Origin of the sequence: Actinomadura rupiterrae (assembly GCF_024172125.1) — a bacterium.
In the GTDB taxonomy this organism is placed as follows: Bacteria; Actinomycetota; Actinomycetes; order Streptosporangiales; family Streptosporangiaceae; genus Spirillospora; species Spirillospora rupiterrae.
Genome location: NZ_JAMZEA010000002.1, coordinates 869,752 through 887,083, shown reverse-complemented (window position 1 = coordinate 887,083; position 17,332 = coordinate 869,752). Strand labels below are relative to the sequence as shown.

The 17,332-nt window shown below is 75.6% G+C and carries 11 protein-coding genes; 3 read left to right on the top strand and 8 right to left on the bottom strand.

Annotated elements, in window-relative coordinates; translation table 11 throughout:
- Positions 1-62: 62 nt before the first annotated feature.
- On the bottom strand, positions 63-2,249 hold the full coding sequence (locus FHU30_RS08615) for a hypothetical protein (protein ID WP_253873724.1): 2,187 nt from the start codon (positions 2,247-2,249) through the stop codon (positions 63-65).
- Positions 2,250-2,386: 137 nt separating this feature from the next.
- Entirely contained in the window at positions 2,387-4,393 is a 2,007-nt protein-coding gene (locus FHU30_RS08610) for a hypothetical protein (protein WP_253873722.1), read from the bottom strand.
- 384 nt (positions 4,394-4,777) lie between these two features.
- Here FHU30_RS08610 and FHU30_RS08605 point away from each other — a divergent pair, with 384 nt between their 5' ends.
- Positions 4,778-6,400 (top strand): serine/threonine-protein kinase, encoded by a 1,623-nt coding sequence (locus tag FHU30_RS08605; protein ID WP_253873720.1) that lies wholly within the window; start codon positions 4,778-4,780, stop codon positions 6,398-6,400.
- A 162-nt stretch (positions 6,401-6,562) separates the two neighbouring features.
- Here FHU30_RS08605 and FHU30_RS08600 read toward each other — a convergent pair whose 3' ends face one another.
- Positions 6,563-7,537 carry an ornithine cyclodeaminase family protein gene (locus FHU30_RS08600; protein WP_253873718.1) on the bottom strand — a complete coding sequence of 325 codons (975 nt, stop codon included), beginning with the start codon at positions 7,535-7,537 and terminating at the stop codon, positions 6,563-6,565.
- Positions 7,530-8,477: a threonine ammonia-lyase gene (locus FHU30_RS08595; RefSeq protein ID WP_253873716.1), complete on the bottom strand. Its 948-nt coding sequence runs from the start codon at positions 8,475-8,477 to the stop codon at positions 7,530-7,532. The genes FHU30_RS08600 and FHU30_RS08595 overlap by 8 nt, the downstream gene beginning before the upstream one ends.
- Before the next feature lie 63 nt (positions 8,478-8,540).
- On the opposite strand from FHU30_RS08595, the gene FHU30_RS08590 reads away from it, so the two are divergent.
- Positions 8,541-9,248 carry a helix-turn-helix domain-containing protein gene (locus tag FHU30_RS08590; RefSeq protein ID WP_253873714.1) on the top strand — a complete coding sequence of 236 codons (708 nt, stop codon included), beginning with the start codon at positions 8,541-8,543 and terminating at the stop codon, positions 9,246-9,248.
- Positions 9,249-9,326: 78 nt separating this feature from the next.
- A complete protein-coding gene (locus FHU30_RS08585) occupies positions 9,327-10,277 on the top strand; it encodes a DUF5996 family protein (RefSeq protein ID WP_253873712.1) in 951 nt (316 codons plus the stop codon).
- Between the two features lie 91 nt (positions 10,278-10,368).
- On the opposite strand, the gene FHU30_RS08580 is transcribed toward FHU30_RS08585, so the two are convergent.
- From FHU30_RS08580 to FHU30_RS08565, 4 genes are all read right to left on the bottom strand, one after another.
- Entirely contained in the window at positions 10,369-12,633 is a 2,265-nt protein-coding gene (locus tag FHU30_RS08580; RefSeq protein WP_253873710.1) for a transglutaminase TgpA family protein, read from the bottom strand.
- Positions 12,634-12,926: 293 nt separating this feature from the next.
- A complete protein-coding gene (locus FHU30_RS08575) occupies positions 12,927-14,054 on the bottom strand; it encodes a DUF58 domain-containing protein (protein ID WP_253873708.1) in 1,128 nt (375 codons plus the stop codon).
- A 2-nt stretch (positions 14,055-14,056) separates the two neighbouring features.
- Positions 14,057-15,046 carry an AAA family ATPase gene (locus FHU30_RS08570; RefSeq protein WP_253873706.1) on the bottom strand — a complete coding sequence of 330 codons (990 nt, stop codon included), beginning with the start codon at positions 15,044-15,046 and terminating at the stop codon, positions 14,057-14,059.
- A gap of 13 nt (positions 15,047-15,059) precedes the next feature.
- Positions 15,060-17,177: a fibronectin type III domain-containing protein gene (locus FHU30_RS08565; protein WP_253873704.1), complete on the bottom strand. Its 2,118-nt coding sequence runs from the start codon at positions 17,175-17,177 to the stop codon at positions 15,060-15,062.
- Positions 17,178-17,332 lie beyond the last annotated feature (155 nt).

Sequence of the window (17,332 nt, the reverse complement as noted above, 5' to 3'; positions counted from 1 at the left end):
CGACCGGTCGGCCGGCGTCGCGGCGGTGGACCGGGCCCGTCAGCGGGGAGTCCCGGGACCCGTCAGCCGGCGTCGCGGCGGTAGACGGGGACCGGGGCCTGGTCGGTGCCGCGGGCGTTCACCACGATCCGGCCGGACGGCGGGGACGCCGCGACCGGCCCGCGTCCGGCGAGGAAGTCGTCCCGGGCGGTGGTGTGCTCGAACGGGCCGTCCGCGGCGAGGACGGTCACGCGGCGGCTCGCGGCGGCCAGGTAGTACCAGCGGCCCTTCGGCGACCGCCACCAGGTGGCGCCCGCGAGGTCACGCTGCGCGGGCGAGCAGTCGGCGGCGTCCAGGCGGTGTCCGCTGACACGGGAGTCCCGGCCGTCGAGCAGGGCGACGTAGGTGGCGCTGCGTCCGCCCGTGTAGGCGTACCGCGCGCACACCCAGTGGCCGGGGCCGGCGCCGTCCGGCAGGGGGCCGGTCCAGAAGTCCCAGGCGGTCGCGGACTCGACGTCGCCGCGTCCGTGCCGGTCGAGCGCGTCCGGTCCGGCGTCGCCGCAGCCCAGCCGGTGCCACAGCGCGAACCCGGCGGGCAGCGCGTCGGGCCCGCCGCCGACCTGGTGCGGCAGGACGGGCGCGGGCGGCGGGGGCTCGTACAGCAGGTTCGCCGACACCAGCTCGCCGAGGTCGGCCACGGTGTACGGACGGCCGTTCGGGACCTGCGGCTGCGACAGCTCCAGCACCGGGCCGCGCCAGCACCCGCCGTGCCCCGGCTGCGGGACGGGCCCGGTCAGGCCGTCGTGCACGGGGACGGGCGTCCACGCCGCCCCGCCGGACGCGAGGTCGGTCGCGCGGACGCCGCTCACCCACGGCGGCAGCAGGTAGCGCCCCGGCAGGATCTTCAGCGGCGACGCCTGGACTGCCGACCCGTCCGGCTGCGACGCTCCGAGGAGCCGCCCCTGCCCGGGCTGCTGCGACTGTCCGGCCGCCGGGCCCCGGCCGGGAGACTGCGCCCCTCCGGTCGGCTGCTCCTGGCCTCCCGGCTGCGACGGGCCGTCCGGCCGCGTCGGGCCGAGCACGTGGGTCTGGGCCTGCGACTGCTGCTGCCCCACGGACTGCGGCGGGCCGTCCGGCTGCGGCTGGCCCCCGCCCGACTGGTCCTGGCCGATCGGGTGCTCCGGGCCGGACGGCTGCTCGTGACCGGTCGGCTGGTCCTGACCGGTCGGCTGCGGCGGGTCGAGCGGGCGCTGCCGGTCGAACGGGTGCGCCGGATCCGCCGACCGGGTGGAGGCGACAGGGAAGACCTCCAGGCGGCCGTCCAGGTAGCGGGCCACGGCGTCCCCGGCGCGGAGCAGCGTCACCCGGTGCTTGCCGACCGTCCCGGCGAACAGCAGCTGCGGCCCGCTGGACAGGGCCGAAGGCGCGCGCTTGGAGTTCTCCCACGCGTGGACGGCCTGGGCGACGAACCCGGAGTCGTGCACGAGGTTGCCCCGGGCCGGCCAGGCGGCGAGGTCGAAGCGGCCGGTGCGGCGCCACAGGTCGGCGGGGGCTGCGGTGACGCGTCCGGCCTTCGGTTCGGCGGCCGGGCCGTCGGCGAGGCGGACGCCCTCGATCGAGATCCCGCCGCCGAACAGCGCGAACGCGGTGGCGGTCGCCACGGCCGCGGCGGCGAGGCCGAGCGCGGCGCGTCCGGTGCGCAGCTCGCGGACGGAGGCCAGCGGACGGAACGCGCGGCGGGCGTGCAGCCGGACCACGGTCGGGTCGAGCGCGCGCGACGCCGCCTCGCCCAGCGGCGGGACGGCGCCGGCCTCGGCGAGCAGCGCGTCCGGGCCGGGGACGCCCAGCGCGACGAGCTCGGCGCGCGCCGCGTCCACGGGCAGGTCTTCCAGGCGGAGCAGCGCGTACGCGGCGCGGGCGTGCGGGGACAGCCGGGCGAGCGCGGTCAGCGTCGCCGGGTCGGCCTCGGCGGCGAGCGGCTGGGTGCGCAGCCAGGCCCCGGACCGGATCCGCCCGGCGCGCCGCCCGCGCCGGTCGACGCGGGCGGCCGAGCCGAGCGCGGCGGCCAGCACCCGGCCGCGCAGCGCGGCGTAGATGGCCTCGGCGTCGCCGCGGTGGTCGCGGCGGGGCCGGGCGCGGCCGACGATCCAGTGCGCGAGCACCACCCGGTCGTGCCGGTCGAGCCCGTCCGGCAGGACCAGATAAGCGATCCGGACAAGCCGCCGATAGCGCCTGTTCACCACGGAATTGGCGCTGATTTCCTCCGCCACGGGAAACTCCTCGACCCGGTCACGTCCTGCCTCGGGAGAAAAGGATGGCGTGATTTCCCGGTTCAGGCATGCACTATCAGGGAAAAGGCCGGGGCCGGCGAAATCCGCCGCGGCCTTTCGAAAGTTCGATTCCTCTGTCATTCGTCGTGCGCGGCGAGGGTGACCGGCGCGTCCGGGCGGGTCTTCCCGTCCCCGTGCGGGACGCCGACCAGGAGGCGGTCCGCCACGTCGGCGCGGCGGAGCGGGCCGTCCGCCTGCGGCGTGAGGCCGCGCCCGGCGGCGGCGAGGTAGTACCAGTGGCCGCCCTCCGCGCGCCACCAGAGCCCGGACACCGGCCGCCGGTCGTCGCACCCGCCCGCGCCCGCCGACAGCGTCGAGTCTGCGGCGTGCCCGACCAGCGCGGCCTGCCCGGCGCTGCCGCCGCCCGCGAAGTCGAACCGGGTGCACACCCAGTCGGCCGCCCCGCCACCATGCGGAACGGACCCGGACCAGAAATCCGCCGCGTCCGCACGCTCGACCGGCCGCGCCGGCTGCGGCAACACGCACCCCAGCCGATCCCACAACTTCAACCCCCCACCACCGAGCTTCCCCGGCATCCCCTGAGCGCCCGCGCCCTGCGCACCCGCGGCCCGTGCACCGGTGGGCCGCGCGCCCGCAGGCTGCGCACTCGCGGGCCGGACGCCCGGCGTCTGCGCGGCGGTGCTCTGCGCGGTCACAGGCCCGGCGGCGGGCCGCGCGCCCGCAGACTGGGCGCCCGCGGTCTGAGCACTCGCGGGCCGGGCGGCCGCCGCCTGCGCGGCGGTGGGCTGCATGCCCGTGGACGGCGCTCCCGCGCCGGCGGGCTGCGCGGGCGTCGGTTGCGCGGCGGCGGCTGCGGAGTGGGTGGGGGTGGGTGGGGGTGGGGTGGTCGGGGAGCGGTAGGTGAGGATGACGGGGCGGGCGCCGCCGAGGTCGCCGACGGTGCGGGAGCCGTCCGGGCCGCTCAGGTCGAGGACGGGGCCGCGTCCGCAGCGGGTGCGCGGGGCGATCGGGTCGGTCACGCCGTCCTGGACGTGGACGCGGTCGCCGCCGGGCACGGCCGCCTTGGCGTCCCAGGGCGCGAGCAGGTAGCGGCCGCCGCCGAGCGCGACCGGCGCGGACGCGTCGGCGCCCGTCGTCGCGACCTCCAGCGGACGGCCCGGGCCCGCGTAGCGCGCGATGCGGTCGCCGTGCCGCAGCACGGCGACGGTGCGTCCGTCCAGGTGGCCGGCGTAGAGGAGTTGCGTGGCGCCGCGTCCGACGCGTCCGGGGCCGTGCTGCGCGGCCCACGCGGAGAGCGCGGCGCGGGACAGGGCGCGGTCGGACGCGAGGTCCCCGCGCGCGGGCCAGGCGTCGAGCGTGCGCGGACCGCGCGTCCAGGCGGACGGCGCGGCCGACACCAGCCGCAGGCCGTGCGTGCCGCGCGCGCCGAGCGCCGCGCCGTTCTCCGACACGACCAGCGCGCCGAGCAGCCCGGCCGTGAGCACGGACGCGGCGACCACCGGCAGCCGGGAACGGCGCCGGACGGGACGGGCCGACGCGGGCTCGAACGGCACGGCGGGCGCGGGCAGCCGGACCCGCTCGGCCTCCTCGATCGCCTTCCACGGGTCCCGGACGCCGAGCCCGACCAGCACGTCCCGCACCTCGAAGCGGTGCAGGCCCGCGACCAGGCGCAGCACGCAGGCGACGCGGACCGGGGCGTCCATCCGGGCGAGCGCGCCGGTGAGCGCCGGGTCGGGCAGCCGTCCGGGGAGCGCGCGCAGCCAGGGGCCGAGCCCGACGCGCAGCATCCGGGACGGCCGGACCGCGCGGCGCAGGACGCGTTCGCGGAGCCGTTCGTACTCCGCGGCGTCGCCCGGCACGTGCGCGTCCTTGGTGTGCGCGCCCGGCTCGGCCTCGCCGATCAGCGTGTGCGCCTCGGCCCCGCCGAGCGGCGCGCGCGGCTCGGCCTCGCCCATCAGCGCGCGCGGTCCGGACCGTCCGGCGACCGCGCCGTCGACGATGCGGCGGGCCAGCGCGAGGCGGTAGGCGCGCTTCTCGGTCCCCGGAAGGACGAGGTACGCCAGCCGGACGAGTTCGCAGTAGCGCGACTCCGCTCCGGCCTTCGTCATGGCGTCTTCCGGCATCGCGGCGGCTCCTTCTGCTCCTGTCCAGGGATCGGTGACAGGCCCAAGCTAGGGAGCGCGAAGGCCCGCCGACCCGGAATTGAGAGAACGCTTAACCACGTCGCCGGATATACCTTTTATTTCCCGGCAATGCGGTCCGCGAAGGACCGCGGAAAACCCCCGTGAAGGCGATGCCGGAGCGGCGCGGCAGACGCGTTCCGCGGTACGGCCCGGCAGGCGCGTTCCAGGGGTGGCCCGGCGGGCGGGTTCCAGGGGCGGCGCGGCGGGCGCCTCCGCGGTCCGGCCGGACGAAGGCGGGCCCGCCCGTTTCGTCCCCGTACTACGCTGTTGCGACCAGCCCCCGCCGCCGGCCCCCGCCCAGAACCCCGGAGGAACCGCCCGCCCATGAGCACGACGAGCGAGGACGTGCCCGGCTACCAGGTGCTGGAGCAGGTGGGCGAGGGCGGGTTCAGCGTCGTCTACCGCGCCCGCCAGGACACGGTGGACCGCCAGGTCGCGCTGAAGGTGCTGTCGCTCGGCACGGTCGACGACGACGCCATGCGCCGCTTCCAGCGCGAGTGCCGGATCACCGGGCGGCTGTCCGACCACCCCAACGTGGTGACCGTCCTCGACACCGGCCTCACCGGCGCCGGGCGCCCCTACATCGCGATGGAGTACTTCGAGCACGGGTCGCTGGCCGACCGGCTCGGCCGCGAGGGTCCGCTGCCGGTGCCCGACGTGCTGCGCATCGGGGTGAAGATGGCGGGGGCGCTCGCCGCCACGCACGAGGCGGACGTGCTGCACCGCGATGTCAAGCCGCAGAACATCCTGGTCTCCCGGTACGGCGAGCCCGCGCTCGCCGACTTCGGCATCGCCCGCCTCGTGGACAACCAGGACGCGTCCCACACCCAGGCGTTCACCCCGCACCACGCGGCGCCCGAGGTGCTGGAGGGCCGCCAGCCCGGCCCGGCGTCCGACATCTACTCGCTCGGCTCGACGCTCTACCAGCTGCTCGCCGGGAAGCCCGCGTTCCGCGGCCCGGCGGGCGAGGGCATCGCGCAGCTGATGATGCGCATCCTGAACGAGCCGCCGCCGCCGATCCAGCGCGCGGACGTCCCGCCGCCGGTGCAGCGGGTGATCGCGCAGTCGATGGCGAAGATCCCCGAGCAGCGGTTCGGCAGCGCGGTCGAGTTCGCGCGCGCGTTCCAGGCCGTCCAGCGCGATCTCGGGCTGCCGGTCACCGACATCGCGCACAGCGACGCGCTGCAGGACCTCGCCGCGCAGTCCGGCGAGGGGTTCCCGGGGCTGCCCACGCATCCGCGTCCGCCTGCCGTGCCCGAGTGGGCGCCCACCGCCCCGGGACGCCTGCCGGACGCCGCTTCACAGCCCGGAACGCCGGGGATGCCCGCCGCGCCCGTCCCGCCGCACACCGCTCCCCCGGGCGCCGCACCGGCCCCGGCCTGGCCTCCGTCCGGGCCCGAGGCGAGCACGCTCGGCCACACCGCCGGCGAGCCCCGCCGGGACGGCCCGCGCCGCGGCCTGCTGATCGCGGCGGCGGTCGCGCTGGTCGGCGGCACGGCCGCGGGGATCGGCGCGCTCGTGCTGGCGAGCGGCGGCGGGGACGGCTCGGGCCCCTCGCCCAAGCGCTCCGCCGGGACGACGGCGGGCGAGGGCGTGCAGGGCAACCAGCCGGACGGCAACACGCCGATGCCGCTGTCGAAGGAGCTGTTCCGGACGACGCGTCCGCAGAACGTGAAGGTCAAGCCCGGCGGCCGCACCGCGCTGCTCGCCTGGACGCTGCCGCCGAACGCCGCCAACCTGCCGATCATCGTGCAGCGGCAGCCGTTCGGCCGCTCCCAGGTGATCACCGCGGGCACCAACGCGCGGTCGGTGACCGTCCCGGGTCTCGACCCGAAGGGCACCTACTGCCTGCGCGTCGGTGCCGTCCTGCGGGTCAACCAGAACGGCCCGGCCGACGTCTCGTGGTCCAAGCCCGTCTGCGTCCACGACAACCGCGCCAAGGACTGACCCGCGCGGTTCCAGACGTCCGCGCCAACCGCCGACCCGCGCAGTTCCGGACGTCCGCGCCAAGCACCGGCCCCCGCAGTTCGGACGGCCCCGCCGAGCACCGGCCCGCGCGACTCCGGACGTCCGCTCGAAGGGACCGACCCGTCCGAGGGCGGGTGCGGGTCAGGCTTCGGCGGCGGTTTGGGCGGCTATGTGGGCGCCTACCGCGGCGTCCTCGGCGCCGAGGCCGGTGAGGTCGGCGACGGTGATCTGGGACGGGTCGGTGCGGCCGGGGACGCGGGCCGCCAGGACGTCGCCGAGCGCGACGGCCGGGAGGCCGGGCGCGTACTGGAGTTCGCCGACCGCGCGGCTCTGCGCCACGTCGTCGGCGGCGATCACGCCCGCGCGTTCGAGGACGGACGGCATGAGCTCGCGCTTGCCCGTCATGTCCGCGCCCAGGGCCGTGACGTGCGCGCCTGGAGCGAGCCAGGCGCCGTCGATGTGCGGGGCCCGGGTCGGTGTCGCGGTGATCACGATGTCCGCGCCCTCGATCGCCTGGCGTGCGCCGGGGACGGCGGTGACCGTCCAGCCGCCGATCGCGGAGAGGCGGCCCGCGGCGGCGCGCGCCCGTTCCGGCGTCGGGCCGTAGATCCGCAGCTCGGCCGGGTTCCGCAGGGACAGCAGCGCCTCGGCGGTCAGCTCGCCGATGATCCCGGGGCCGGCCAGCGCGACGACCTCGGCGTCCGGACGGGCCAGCGCGGCGGTCGCGAGCGCGCCGGCGGCGGCCGTCCGGGCGTCGGTGAGGTAGCCGCCGTCCAGCGCGATCACGACGGGGAAGCCGGTGACGGCGTCCGCGACGACGCTCAGCCCGGACGACACCGGAAGCCCCCTCGCGCCGTTGCCGTAGAAGCCGGTGGCGAGCTTGGCCGCGTAGTAGCCGCTGCCGTGCACGTAGGCGCCCTTGATGTGCACCTCGCCGCGCGCCTCGGGAATCTCCAGGTGCCACGGGTCGGGCTGGGTGACGCGCCCGGCCGCGTGCGCGACCAGCGCGTCCCGGGTCACCTCGATCGCGGCGGGCAGCGGCAGCAGTGCCCGGACGCGCTCCTCGGTCAGCACGATGGGCGTCGGCCTCGCGGGCTGGGCGGGAAGTTCAGGCATGGGTGATCGCCTCCAGGTAGGTGTCCGGGGTGACGTTGCGGCCGGACAGGACGACCACGAGCCGCCCGGCGATCTCGGCCTTCCCGGCTAGGACGGCCGCGACGCCCGCCGCGCCCGCGCCCTCGGCGACCAGGCCGTGCTCGGTGAACAGCCAGCGGATCGCGGCGCGCAGCTCGGCGTCCGAGACGTGCGTGAGGACGGCGCCGGCCGCGGCGATGACGGACGGGGTGACCGAGCCGGGTTCGAGGTTGCCGACCAGGCCGTCCGCGATGCTGTCGCCGACCTCGACGGGGACGGTCCGGCCGGCCGAGACGGCGGCCGAGACCGCGCGCGAGACCGACGACTCGACCCCGACCAGGCGCACGTCGTCGCGCGTGGACGCCCACAGCGCGAGGCCCGCGAGCAGGCCGCCGCCCCCGACCGGCGCCACGACGGTCAGCGGTCCTTCGGTCTGCGCGTCCAGCTCGACGCCGATCGTGCCCTGCCCGGCGATCACGTCCGGGTCGTTGTAGGGCGAGACGAACCGGCCGGGCAGCGACAGCGCGTGCGCCTCGGCGGCGTCGTAGTCCGCGCCGTGCCGGACGAGCGCGACCGGGTAGGACGCGATCTTGGCGACCTTCGCCGGGGACGCGTGCTCGGACACCACGACGGTCGCGTCCGCGCCGGTCCGCGCGGCGGCGTGGGCGAAGCCGAGGCCGTGGTTCCCGGCGCTGGCGGTCACCGCGGGCGCGCCGTCCGGCAGCGCGCCGAGCGCGGACAGCGCGCCCCTGATCTTGAACGAGCCGGTCGGCTGCAGCGTCTCGGCCTTGAGCAGCGCGCCGGGCGCGAGCGCGGTCGGCAGCACCGGCGTGGGCGCGAGCACCGCCGCGACGCGGCCGGCCGCCGCAGCCAGGTCGGCCGCCGTCGGCGTCCGCACCGGCCTGGGTTCAGGATCGGTCATCGTGGGCAACATCCTTTCCGTACTTGGCCTCGCGCTCCAGGATATGCGCAATATATTTCTCATATGACCAACGAAGGGACCACCGGGCCGAACCGCGCGGCGTCCGGCGGGGCGTCCGGCGCGGCGTCCGGCGCGGCGTCCGGCGCGGCGTCCGGCGCGGCGTCCGGCGCGGCGTCCGGCGGGGCGACCGGCGAGGAGACCATCGGGGCGGCTGGTGAGGGGATCATCGCCACCGTCGCGCGCACGCTGCGCGCACGGCGCGCCGACCGGGGCATGACGCTGGTCGAGCTGGCCGAGCGGTCCGGGGTGAGCCGGCGGATGCTCACGCTGATCGAGAAGGGCGAGGCCAACCCGAGCCTCGGCACGCTGGAGCGGGTCGGCCGCGCGCTCGGCCTCACCTTCGCCCAGCTCGTCGGCGCGGAGCGGGCCGGGGAGATCACGGTCGTCGCGCCCGAGGCGATGGTCGCGCCGTGGGCGTCAGCGGACGGCGGCCACGGCCGGATCGCGGTCGCCTCCGCCGGGAACGAGCTGTGGGACTGGCGGCTCGCGCCCGGCGACCGCTACGACGCCGATCCCGACCCGGCCGGGACGACGGAGATGATCCTCGTGATGTCCGGGCGGCTGGCGCTGGAGCTCGGCGCGGACCGGATCGTCCTGCCCGCCGGGCACGCCGTCCGGTTCGCGAGCGATCGTCCGTACGCGTATGTGAACGATTCGGAGCGTCCCGTCCGGTTCGCGCGCAACACGTTCCCGCCGCCGCTGCCTCGCTGAGGGCAAAGAACCGGTCCGGTCTGACCAGAACACCCGTCCCGGGTCATGCGCGACGTCCGGTCTGGGTAGGGGCGGGGCATGAGCACCGCACCGCCCGATCTGCCCTACGCCGAATGGGCCGACACCAAGGACACCCTGCACCTGTGGACGCAGATCGTGGGGAAGATCCAGCTCGCCTCGACCCAGCCGCGCAACCACTGGTGGCACGTGACGCTCCGGGTCGACGAGCACGGGTACTCCACCCAGCGCCTGCTGCACGACGGCGTCAACTTCCGCCTGTCGTTCGACCTCATCCGGCACCGGCTGGTGGTCCGGACCCGCGACCGCGAGGACGCGATCCCGCTGCGGGACGGCCTGTCGGTGTCCGGCTTCTACTACGAGCTGGAAGCGCTGCTGCGCGAGCTGGGCATCGAGGTGAAGATCAAGGCCGAGCCGTTCGGCGTCCCGATGACCACCCCGTTCGCGGACGACACCGAGCACGCGTCCTACGACCGGGCCGCCGTCGAGAAGTTCCGCGACGCGCTGGTCTGGACGGACGAGGTGTTCCGCGAGCACCGGGGCTGGTTCGACGGCAAGGCGAGCCCGGTGCAGCTGTTCTGGCACAGCTTCGACCTCGCCACCGCGCGGTTCTCCGGCCGCACCGCCCCGCCCATGGACGGCGCGGACCCGGTCACCGCCGAGGCCTACAGCCACGAGGTGATCAGCTTCGGCTGGTGGCCCGGCGACCGCGACTCGCCGCGGTCGGCGTTCTACTCCTACACCCATCCCGAGCCGAGCGACCTGACCAAGCAGCCGCTCTCCCCCGCCGAGGCGTCCTGGGAACCGACCGGCATGACCCACCAGGCCCGGCTCGCCTACGACGCCGTCCGCACCGCGGACGACCCGCGCAGCACCCTGCTCGACTTCCTGCAGAGCGCCTACGCCGCCGGTGCCCGCTCGGCCTTCTGGCCCTACGAGGACTTCCACTCGTCCTGGTGCCCGCCCCGAGGCCGCGTCCCCGCCGACTCCCCCCGAAGCGGCTCCTCATGACTTTGGGGCCAGCCTCCTAACCCTGGAACGGGTGCTCCTAGCCCCGGAGCGCATGCTCCTGGTCTCGGAGCGGCTCCGTGTGTTGCTGCTGTCAGCGGGGGCGGAGGGTGCGGGGGTTCAGGCGACGGCGGAGGCGGCGGAGGCGGCCGGTTTCGGCGGTGACGAGGCGTCCGAGCCGGTCGGTGTGCTCCCAGGCGCGGTCGGCGTCGCGGCCCGCCTCGGTCCGGTCGCCGCCGGGCTGCGCGAAGCGGGCCCGGTTGACCAGGTCGGCGAGCGGCCCGAGGTGCGCGCGGGCGGGCTCGCCGAGTTTGCCCGCGCCGAACCCGGCGACCTCGTGGGCGGTCAGCGTCCGGGACGTGCCGAGGCCGACGTCCGCGAGGTGGTCGAGCGCCTGCCGCCACGCGCCCGCGATCCGCTCGGACGGGTCGTCCGAGCGCCTCCTGCGGCGCCGCCGGACGGACGGCGCGAGCAGCGCCACCAGTACGTACAGCAGGACGAGCGCGACCGCGCCGCCCGCCGCGTACACCCACCACGGGAGCGGCGCGGCGTCCTTATGGGCGGGTTTGGCCTGCGGCGGCGGGTTCTGGCTGCGTCCGCCGCCCGCCCCGGACTGCCGGGACACCGCGGCCTTCTGCGCCTGCTCCAGCTTGCGCTGCGTCTCGCCCGCCGCGACCGAGTTGTTGCGGTTCGACTTGGTCGCGCTCTCGGGCAGCGGGTTGAAGCGCATCCAGCCGATGCCGTCGAACTTCACCTCGGGCCACACGGTCACGTCGCCGGACTTGTACTCGACCGTCCCGTTCGCCGGGGTGCCGCCGCTGAACCCGACGACGACGCGGGTCGGGAGGCCGATCGTCCGGGCGAGGACGGCGTACGCGGTCGCGAAGTGCTCGGGCGTGCCGCGCTTCGCCTGCCCGAGGAAGTAGTCGATCTGCCGGTAGCTGTGTCCGGGCGGCGCGGTCGGGTCGTACCGGGCGAAGCCCTTGAGGTAGTCGGCGAGCCGGAACGCCTGGTCGAGCGGCTCCGTCGCGTCCCCGACGGCCGCCTTCGCGAACCGGCGGAACTCGGCGAGCTGGACGGGCGGCTTCGTCGCGCCCGGCCCCCACGGCAGCTGCGTGTCGGCCTGCGCCTCGCCGTCGGACGCGACGTGCAGGCCGGTCAGATCGGTGTTGCGCCACTCCTTCACGCTCGACTCGACCGTGAAGCGCTGGCCGTCCCGGAGCGGCTGCGCGGCGGCGAGCGCGCCGCTCGCCGGGTCGACGACCACGCCGACGCCGCGGACCATCCGGGGCCGGTCGGCGGCGGGCACCCAGATCCCGGGCAGCTTCCGGACGGTGACCGTCTCGTCCACCCGGTGGTGCCGCCCGGAGTCGTGCTCCCCCGCCGGGACGCGGCTGCCGGTCGGCACGAACCGCCCGGACGACGTCCAGGTCACGCCGTCGAACCGGTCCAGGACGGCGAGCCGCTGGTCCTCCTCGCGGGACGCGGCGACCGCGAACATCGGCTGGTCCGGGCTGAGCAGCCAGCCGCCGACCCGGTCCAGCGGGCTGACGCTGTCGCGCTGCTGCGGCGGCGGGGCCTGGACCTGCTCGCGCGGGTTGTACGGATCCCCTGAGACCGGGACGAACTGCCCGGCCAGGTAGGCGACCGCGCCGAGCGCCGCGGCGGCCGGGACGCCGAGCAGCGCCGCCCGCGCGCCCTTCCCCCTGGTGAGGACGAGCGCGCCGATCAGCACGGCCGCCGCGGCGGCGAGCGGGAGGTTCGAGCCCGGGCCGTCCACGCCGAGGAGCAGCGCGACGCCGAACACCGCGAGCGGCGGCAGCGCCGGGGCGGCCCGCCACCGCGTCCGCACGGCCAGCTCCGCCGCGCCGAACGCCCCGAGCCAGGTCAGCAGGCTCACCAGGACGAGCGTCTCCGGTTTCGGCGGGACGGGCAGCAGCGTCGTGAGAATCGTCTTCCATGAGCTCAGCACGCCGTCGCGCAGCGCCTGCGCGAACGTCCCGTCGGCCAGCGCGGGCCGGAGGGCCGTTGCCGCGACCGCGCCGAACCATCCGAGGACGGTCGCGATCAGGGACGTCCAGAGCGGCCACCTGGCCAGCAATCCGGACAGCACGCACGGCCCCACCGCCGCGACCGCAACAACCGGAACCACGGGCCCGAACCCGAAAACCCGATGGAACGCCAGCCCCGCGACGGCTGCGAGCGCCGCTACGACCGCCAGCGTCCCGAGAAGCGCAAGCGGGTTCAGGCGTTCCGATTTCGGCGCCGCTCCGGTCGCCGCCGGGGCTGGAGCGCGCCCTCCCGTCGACGCGGCGAACCGGCCCCGGGCCGCCGACGGAGCCTCCGCTCCAGTCGCCACCGGGATCTCCGTTCCGGTCGGTGGAGAAACGTGCGGGCGAGGGCCCACGCCGTTCGGCGCGGACGCGCCAGGCCGCGCCGACGCGGCGACCCCCGGCCCAGCCGACGCGGGGCTGCCCAGCCCAGCCGACGCGGGGCCGCCCGGCCCGGCCGACGCGGGGCCGCCCGGCCCGGCCGACGCGGGGGCGCCCGGCCCGGCGGACGCGGGGCTGCCCGGGCCGGTCGGCGCCGGAGTGCCCGGGCCGGCCGGCGTGGGGCCGCTCGGGCCGGTCGGCTTGGGGAATCGGGTCGCGGTCATCGGGCCTGCCAACCGGCGGCGAGGTCGTCCAGGGACGCCATGTCGATCACGTGGACGCCGGGCGGCGGCGAAGCCGGGCCCTCCGGGCGAACGCGGATAAGGACGACCCGGTCGAAGCGGTTCCGGACGGATGCGATGCGGCCCAGGTCGGTGTCCGTCCCAGGCGCCACGACGATCAGCGAGCCTCCGGCCGGGACGCGCCGGGCGGCGTCCACGGCCGGGCGCTCGGTGTCCTGGAAGGTGACGCCGGTGAGCGCGTCCAGGAGGCGTTCGGCGTCCTCGGGACCGCCGCGCGTGCCCGCGACCGGGCCGTCACCGGTCAGGACGCGGACCGGGAAGCGGTCACCGGCGGCGTCCACGGCCACGCTCGCAGCCGCGTCGACGGCCAGCTCGAAGTCGTCGGGGTCGGCCCAGGCGTCCGGACGGGCGTCCAGGACGATCGCGGTCGTCGGGAGGCTCGCGTCCACGAGCTGCCGCACCATCAGCGTCCCGGTGCGCGCGGACGACTTCCAGTGGATGTGCCGCAGCTCGTCCCCCACGACGTACTCGCGGAGCGCGTGGAACGTCGCCGTCCCGGCCGGGGACCGGTCGCTCGTCGGCCCCTCCAGGTGATGCGCCCGCCCCGACGGCAGGACCGACAGCCGCACGGTCTTCGGCCTGACCAGAAGCGTTTCGGACGACCCGTACTCCCGGACGCGCCGCGCCAGGTTCAGCGGGTCCGCCCGGACCAGCCGCAGCGGCCCCACCGGGATCTCCCCGCGCCGTCCGGTCGGCAGCGCGTACGTCACCGTCTCGCGGGCGCCGCGCCGCAGCGCCGGGACCGCCACGTCCACGCTCGTCGCGCCCGCCGCGTCCAGCGCGGACAGGCCGCGCACCGACCGGCCCCGGTTGGTCACCGTCAGCACCCCGGACGCGGGCTCGCCGCGCCGCACCTTCACCGGCGCGATCTCCCGCGCTACCTCCAGGTTCGGGCTCGGCAGCGTCCACAGAACGGCCGCGACCACCGCGACCAGCCCCGCCACCGCCAGCGCCGCCGGCTCCGGGTAACCCAGCCACCAGCCCGCCGCGTACAGCACCGCGGACGCCGCCGCCGTGCCCCGGCCGAGCGGGGTCAGCACCCGCACGCTCACACCCCGGCGGGCGCGGCCTGCGGCGTCGGGACCGTCGCGAGCGCCTCGCCGACCACGTCCGCGCCGGACCGGCCGCGCAGCTCCGCCTCCGGCGTCACGATCAGCCGGTGCGCGAGGACGGGCACCGCGAGCGACTTCACGTCCTCCGGCACCAGGTAGGCGCGCCCGGCCGCCGCCGCCCGCACCCGCGCCGCGCGCAGCAGCGCCAGGCTCGCCCGCGGGCTCGCGCCGAGCCGCAGGTCGGCGTGCTCGCGCGTCGAGGCGACCAGCCGCACCACGTAGTCCAGCAGCGGTGGCGCGACGTGCAGCCGCTGCGCGAACTCGACCATCCGCGCCACGTCCGCCGCCCCGACCACCACCGGAAGCTGCTCGATCGCCGCGCCGCTCGGCGCGCCCGCCAGCACCGCCACCTCGGACCGGTGGTCCGGGTACCCCATCGAGATCCGCATCAGGAACCGGTCCAGCTGCGCCTCGGGCAGCGGGTACGTGCCGTCCATGTCCACGGGGTTCTGCGTCGCCATGACCATGAACGGGCGCGGCACCGGATGCGGCGTCCCCTCCACCGTCACCCGCCGCTCCTCCATGACCTCCAGCAGCGCCGACTGCGTCTTCGGCGAGCCGCGGTTGATCTCGTCCGCCACCACCAGGTTCGCGAAGATCGGCCCGGGATGGAACTCGAACGCGTTCGCCCCCTGGTTGAAGATCGACACCCCGGTGATGTCGCTGGGCAGCAGGTCCGGCGTGAACTGGATCCGCGCCCACTTCGCCTCGACCGACGCGGAGATGGCACGTGCCAACGTCGTCTTCCCGACTCCCGGCACGTCCTCGACCAGCAGGTGCCCCTCGCTCAGCAGGCACACCAGCGCGAGCTCGACCTTCTCCCGCTTCCCCCGGATCACCCGCTCCACATTCGAGGCCAGCGCCCCGAACATCTGCGAGAACCTCCCCGCCAACGCCTCCAGTTCCCGCACCTGTCCCCCGGTCATGCCACTTCCCTCATCAATCCGAGCACTCGTACACCGTGTCGTCGGGCTGGCGAGGTCCCTGCATCGACGTCACGCTGAGGTAGCCGACTCCGCCATTCCACTGAATCCGGTCCCACCACGTGCTGCTCTCGCCCGTCTGGTCCTCGGTGCGCGGCCCTCCCTGCACCATGCAGATGACCGTGATGGGGATGTACTGCCCCTTCATGATCTTGCCGATCTCTCCGGAGTTGGCCGCCCCCGGCCGGATGAGCGTGTTGGTCACGTCATTGGCCTTGTTCTGGAACTGCGGGTTCGGGTACTTGAGATCCACCGTGGTCTTGATCGAGCCCTGACTGCTGCCCGCGCCGTTGAACGCGGTCAATGTGAACTTGTACGACTTGTTGTTGGGGAGCCCCGTCGCGGTGTAGGAGGTCCCGGTCACGGTGGTGTCGACTTCCCCACTCTCCGTGCTCAACCGGTAGTTGGACGCGCCCCTGGCGGCGCCCCACGTCAGCCGTGCGGTGTGGTTCCCGGCAGTCCCCGCGAAGTTGGTCGGCTTACCCGGGGGAAGACACGATTTGGCGGAGACGACCCCGGTCATCACCGTGTGGGGCTTCTTGCCCTTGTCCCGGTACTCAACGGCGATCTTGAAACCGTATGTCCCGGCCTGGCACACCAGGTTGGTCACGGTGAACGAGCCCCCGGACGCGGTGCCCGGGTACTGACGTGGCGTGACGCCCGCCACCGGACTTCCGGCGTCGTCCATCAGTACATATCGGGTGATCGGGAAGCTGTCCGCCTTCTGGTGCGCGGCCGTGAAGTCCACCTTGATCGAGCCGTCACCCGCAGGCGTCGCTTTGACGCTGGTGGGCAGGGCAGGCGCGCCGGGGGGTGGGGGCGGCGGGGGTTGGGTGGGGTGCTTGCCGCCGTGGTCGCCGGGGTTGCCGCCGCCGTTGTTGTTGCCGTCGGGGCCGCCGCCGGCGGCGGGCTTGGGGATGGGGCGGCGGTTGCCGCCGGGGACCTTGTCGTCGTACTTCTTGATGGCCTTCTGGGAGCCGTTCGGGTCGAAGGCGTAGGCGGTGGCGCCGTCCGGGTCGTTGACCCAGAGCATGTGGTCGCGGACGGTCACGTCGAACGGGGTGCCCGGACGAGCGGCCTGGACGGGGCGCTCCCAGTCGTTGGTCTCGGTGTTGAAGATCATCAGCTGGCCCGCCGTGCGGTCGGGGAGGTAGACGCGGGGGCCGAGGATGTTCGGGGGCTCGTACTCGTGGCCCGGGACGCGGAGGGCGACCGAGCTGAGCCGTCCGGCGCCGGAGTCCAGCAGGTAGAGGGAGCCGCCGTCGCCGAGCATCGGGACGGTCTGGCCGTCCGCGACGGGCGGGGTCTTCAGGCCGCCGGCGACGCGGGCGACCGCGCCGGGCAGGTTGATCTTCTGGGTGCCGTCGGGGCGGACGACCAGGGCCGTCGCGGACGAGGAGTCGGTGACGACCGGGGTTCCGGCGGCGATGGTGAGGCCGAGGGCGTCGCCGGGGCGTCCGACCTGGACGGGGGTGCCCTGCGCCCCGGCGCGGACGGGGAAGAGCTGGCCGGTCTTCGGTGCGGGGACCCAGAGGGTTCCGGCGGCGTCGATCCCGGCCTGGCCGAGGGGCAGCGGCAGGGTGAGGGCCTGGCCGATCCCGGCGAGGGAGACGGGGTCGATGCGCTGGACGGTGCCCTTGACCGCGTCCACCGAGTAGGCGGCGTTGCCGCCGGCGACGACCTGGACGCCCGCGGTGCCGAGGTCGCGGCTGGTCTGGACGGTCAGCTGGGACGGGTCGATGCGGCTGACGACGCCGGTGTCGGTGTCGATGAGCAGCACGGTCGTGCCGTCCTGGACGATCTTGACGTGGTGCCCGCGCATCTGCGGGATCATGTTGGCCTTGCCGTCCACCTTGCCGGCCAGGCCGTTGGCGTGCACGATCATGCCCTTGGCGGTGGCGGACAGCCAGGACCCGACATCGGAGATCCGATAGCGGGCGCTGGCGGTGCCGATGCCGTAGACGATCGCGCTCACGGCGAGCACGCCGACGAGAGCGAAGGCGATCTGGCCGGTCAGCCGGTCGCGGCGGACGAGGCCGCGCAGCGACCCTCCGCGGGTTCGGTCCCCACTCAAACCCCGTCACCTCTCCGTCACGTCGCGGCACCCCCACCGTGACGTCCGAAATCCTCGCCGTGCGGCGCGAAGGGCACCCTAGCGCCTGCGGAGCACATAACATAACGACCTTTTCGCCTGATCATCGGGTGAACGCCGATTCTTCGGGGAAGGCC

Excerpts from the sequence above, each read along its gene's own strand:
- FHU30_RS08610 (WP_253873722.1), bottom strand. The coding sequence starts at position 4,393 with ATGCCGGAAGACGCCATGACGAAGGCCGGAGCGGAGTCGCGCTACTGC.
- FHU30_RS08605 (WP_253873720.1), top strand. The coding sequence starts at position 4,778 with ATGAGCACGACGAGCGAGGACGTGCCCGGCTACCAGGTGCTGGAGCAG.
- FHU30_RS08600 (WP_253873718.1), bottom strand. The coding sequence starts at position 7,537 with ATGCCTGAACTTCCCGCCCAGCCCGCGAGGCCGACGCCCATCGTGCTG.
- FHU30_RS08595 (WP_253873716.1), bottom strand. The coding sequence starts at position 8,477 with ATGACCGATCCTGAACCCAGGCCGGTGCGGACGCCGACGGCGGCCGAC.
- FHU30_RS08590 (WP_253873714.1), top strand. The coding sequence starts at position 8,541 with ATGACCAACGAAGGGACCACCGGGCCGAACCGCGCGGCGTCCGGCGGG.
- FHU30_RS08585 (WP_253873712.1), top strand. The coding sequence starts at position 9,327 with ATGAGCACCGCACCGCCCGATCTGCCCTACGCCGAATGGGCCGACACC.
- FHU30_RS08570 (WP_253873706.1), bottom strand. The coding sequence starts at position 15,046 with ATGACCGGGGGACAGGTGCGGGAACTGGAGGCGTTGGCGGGGAGGTTC.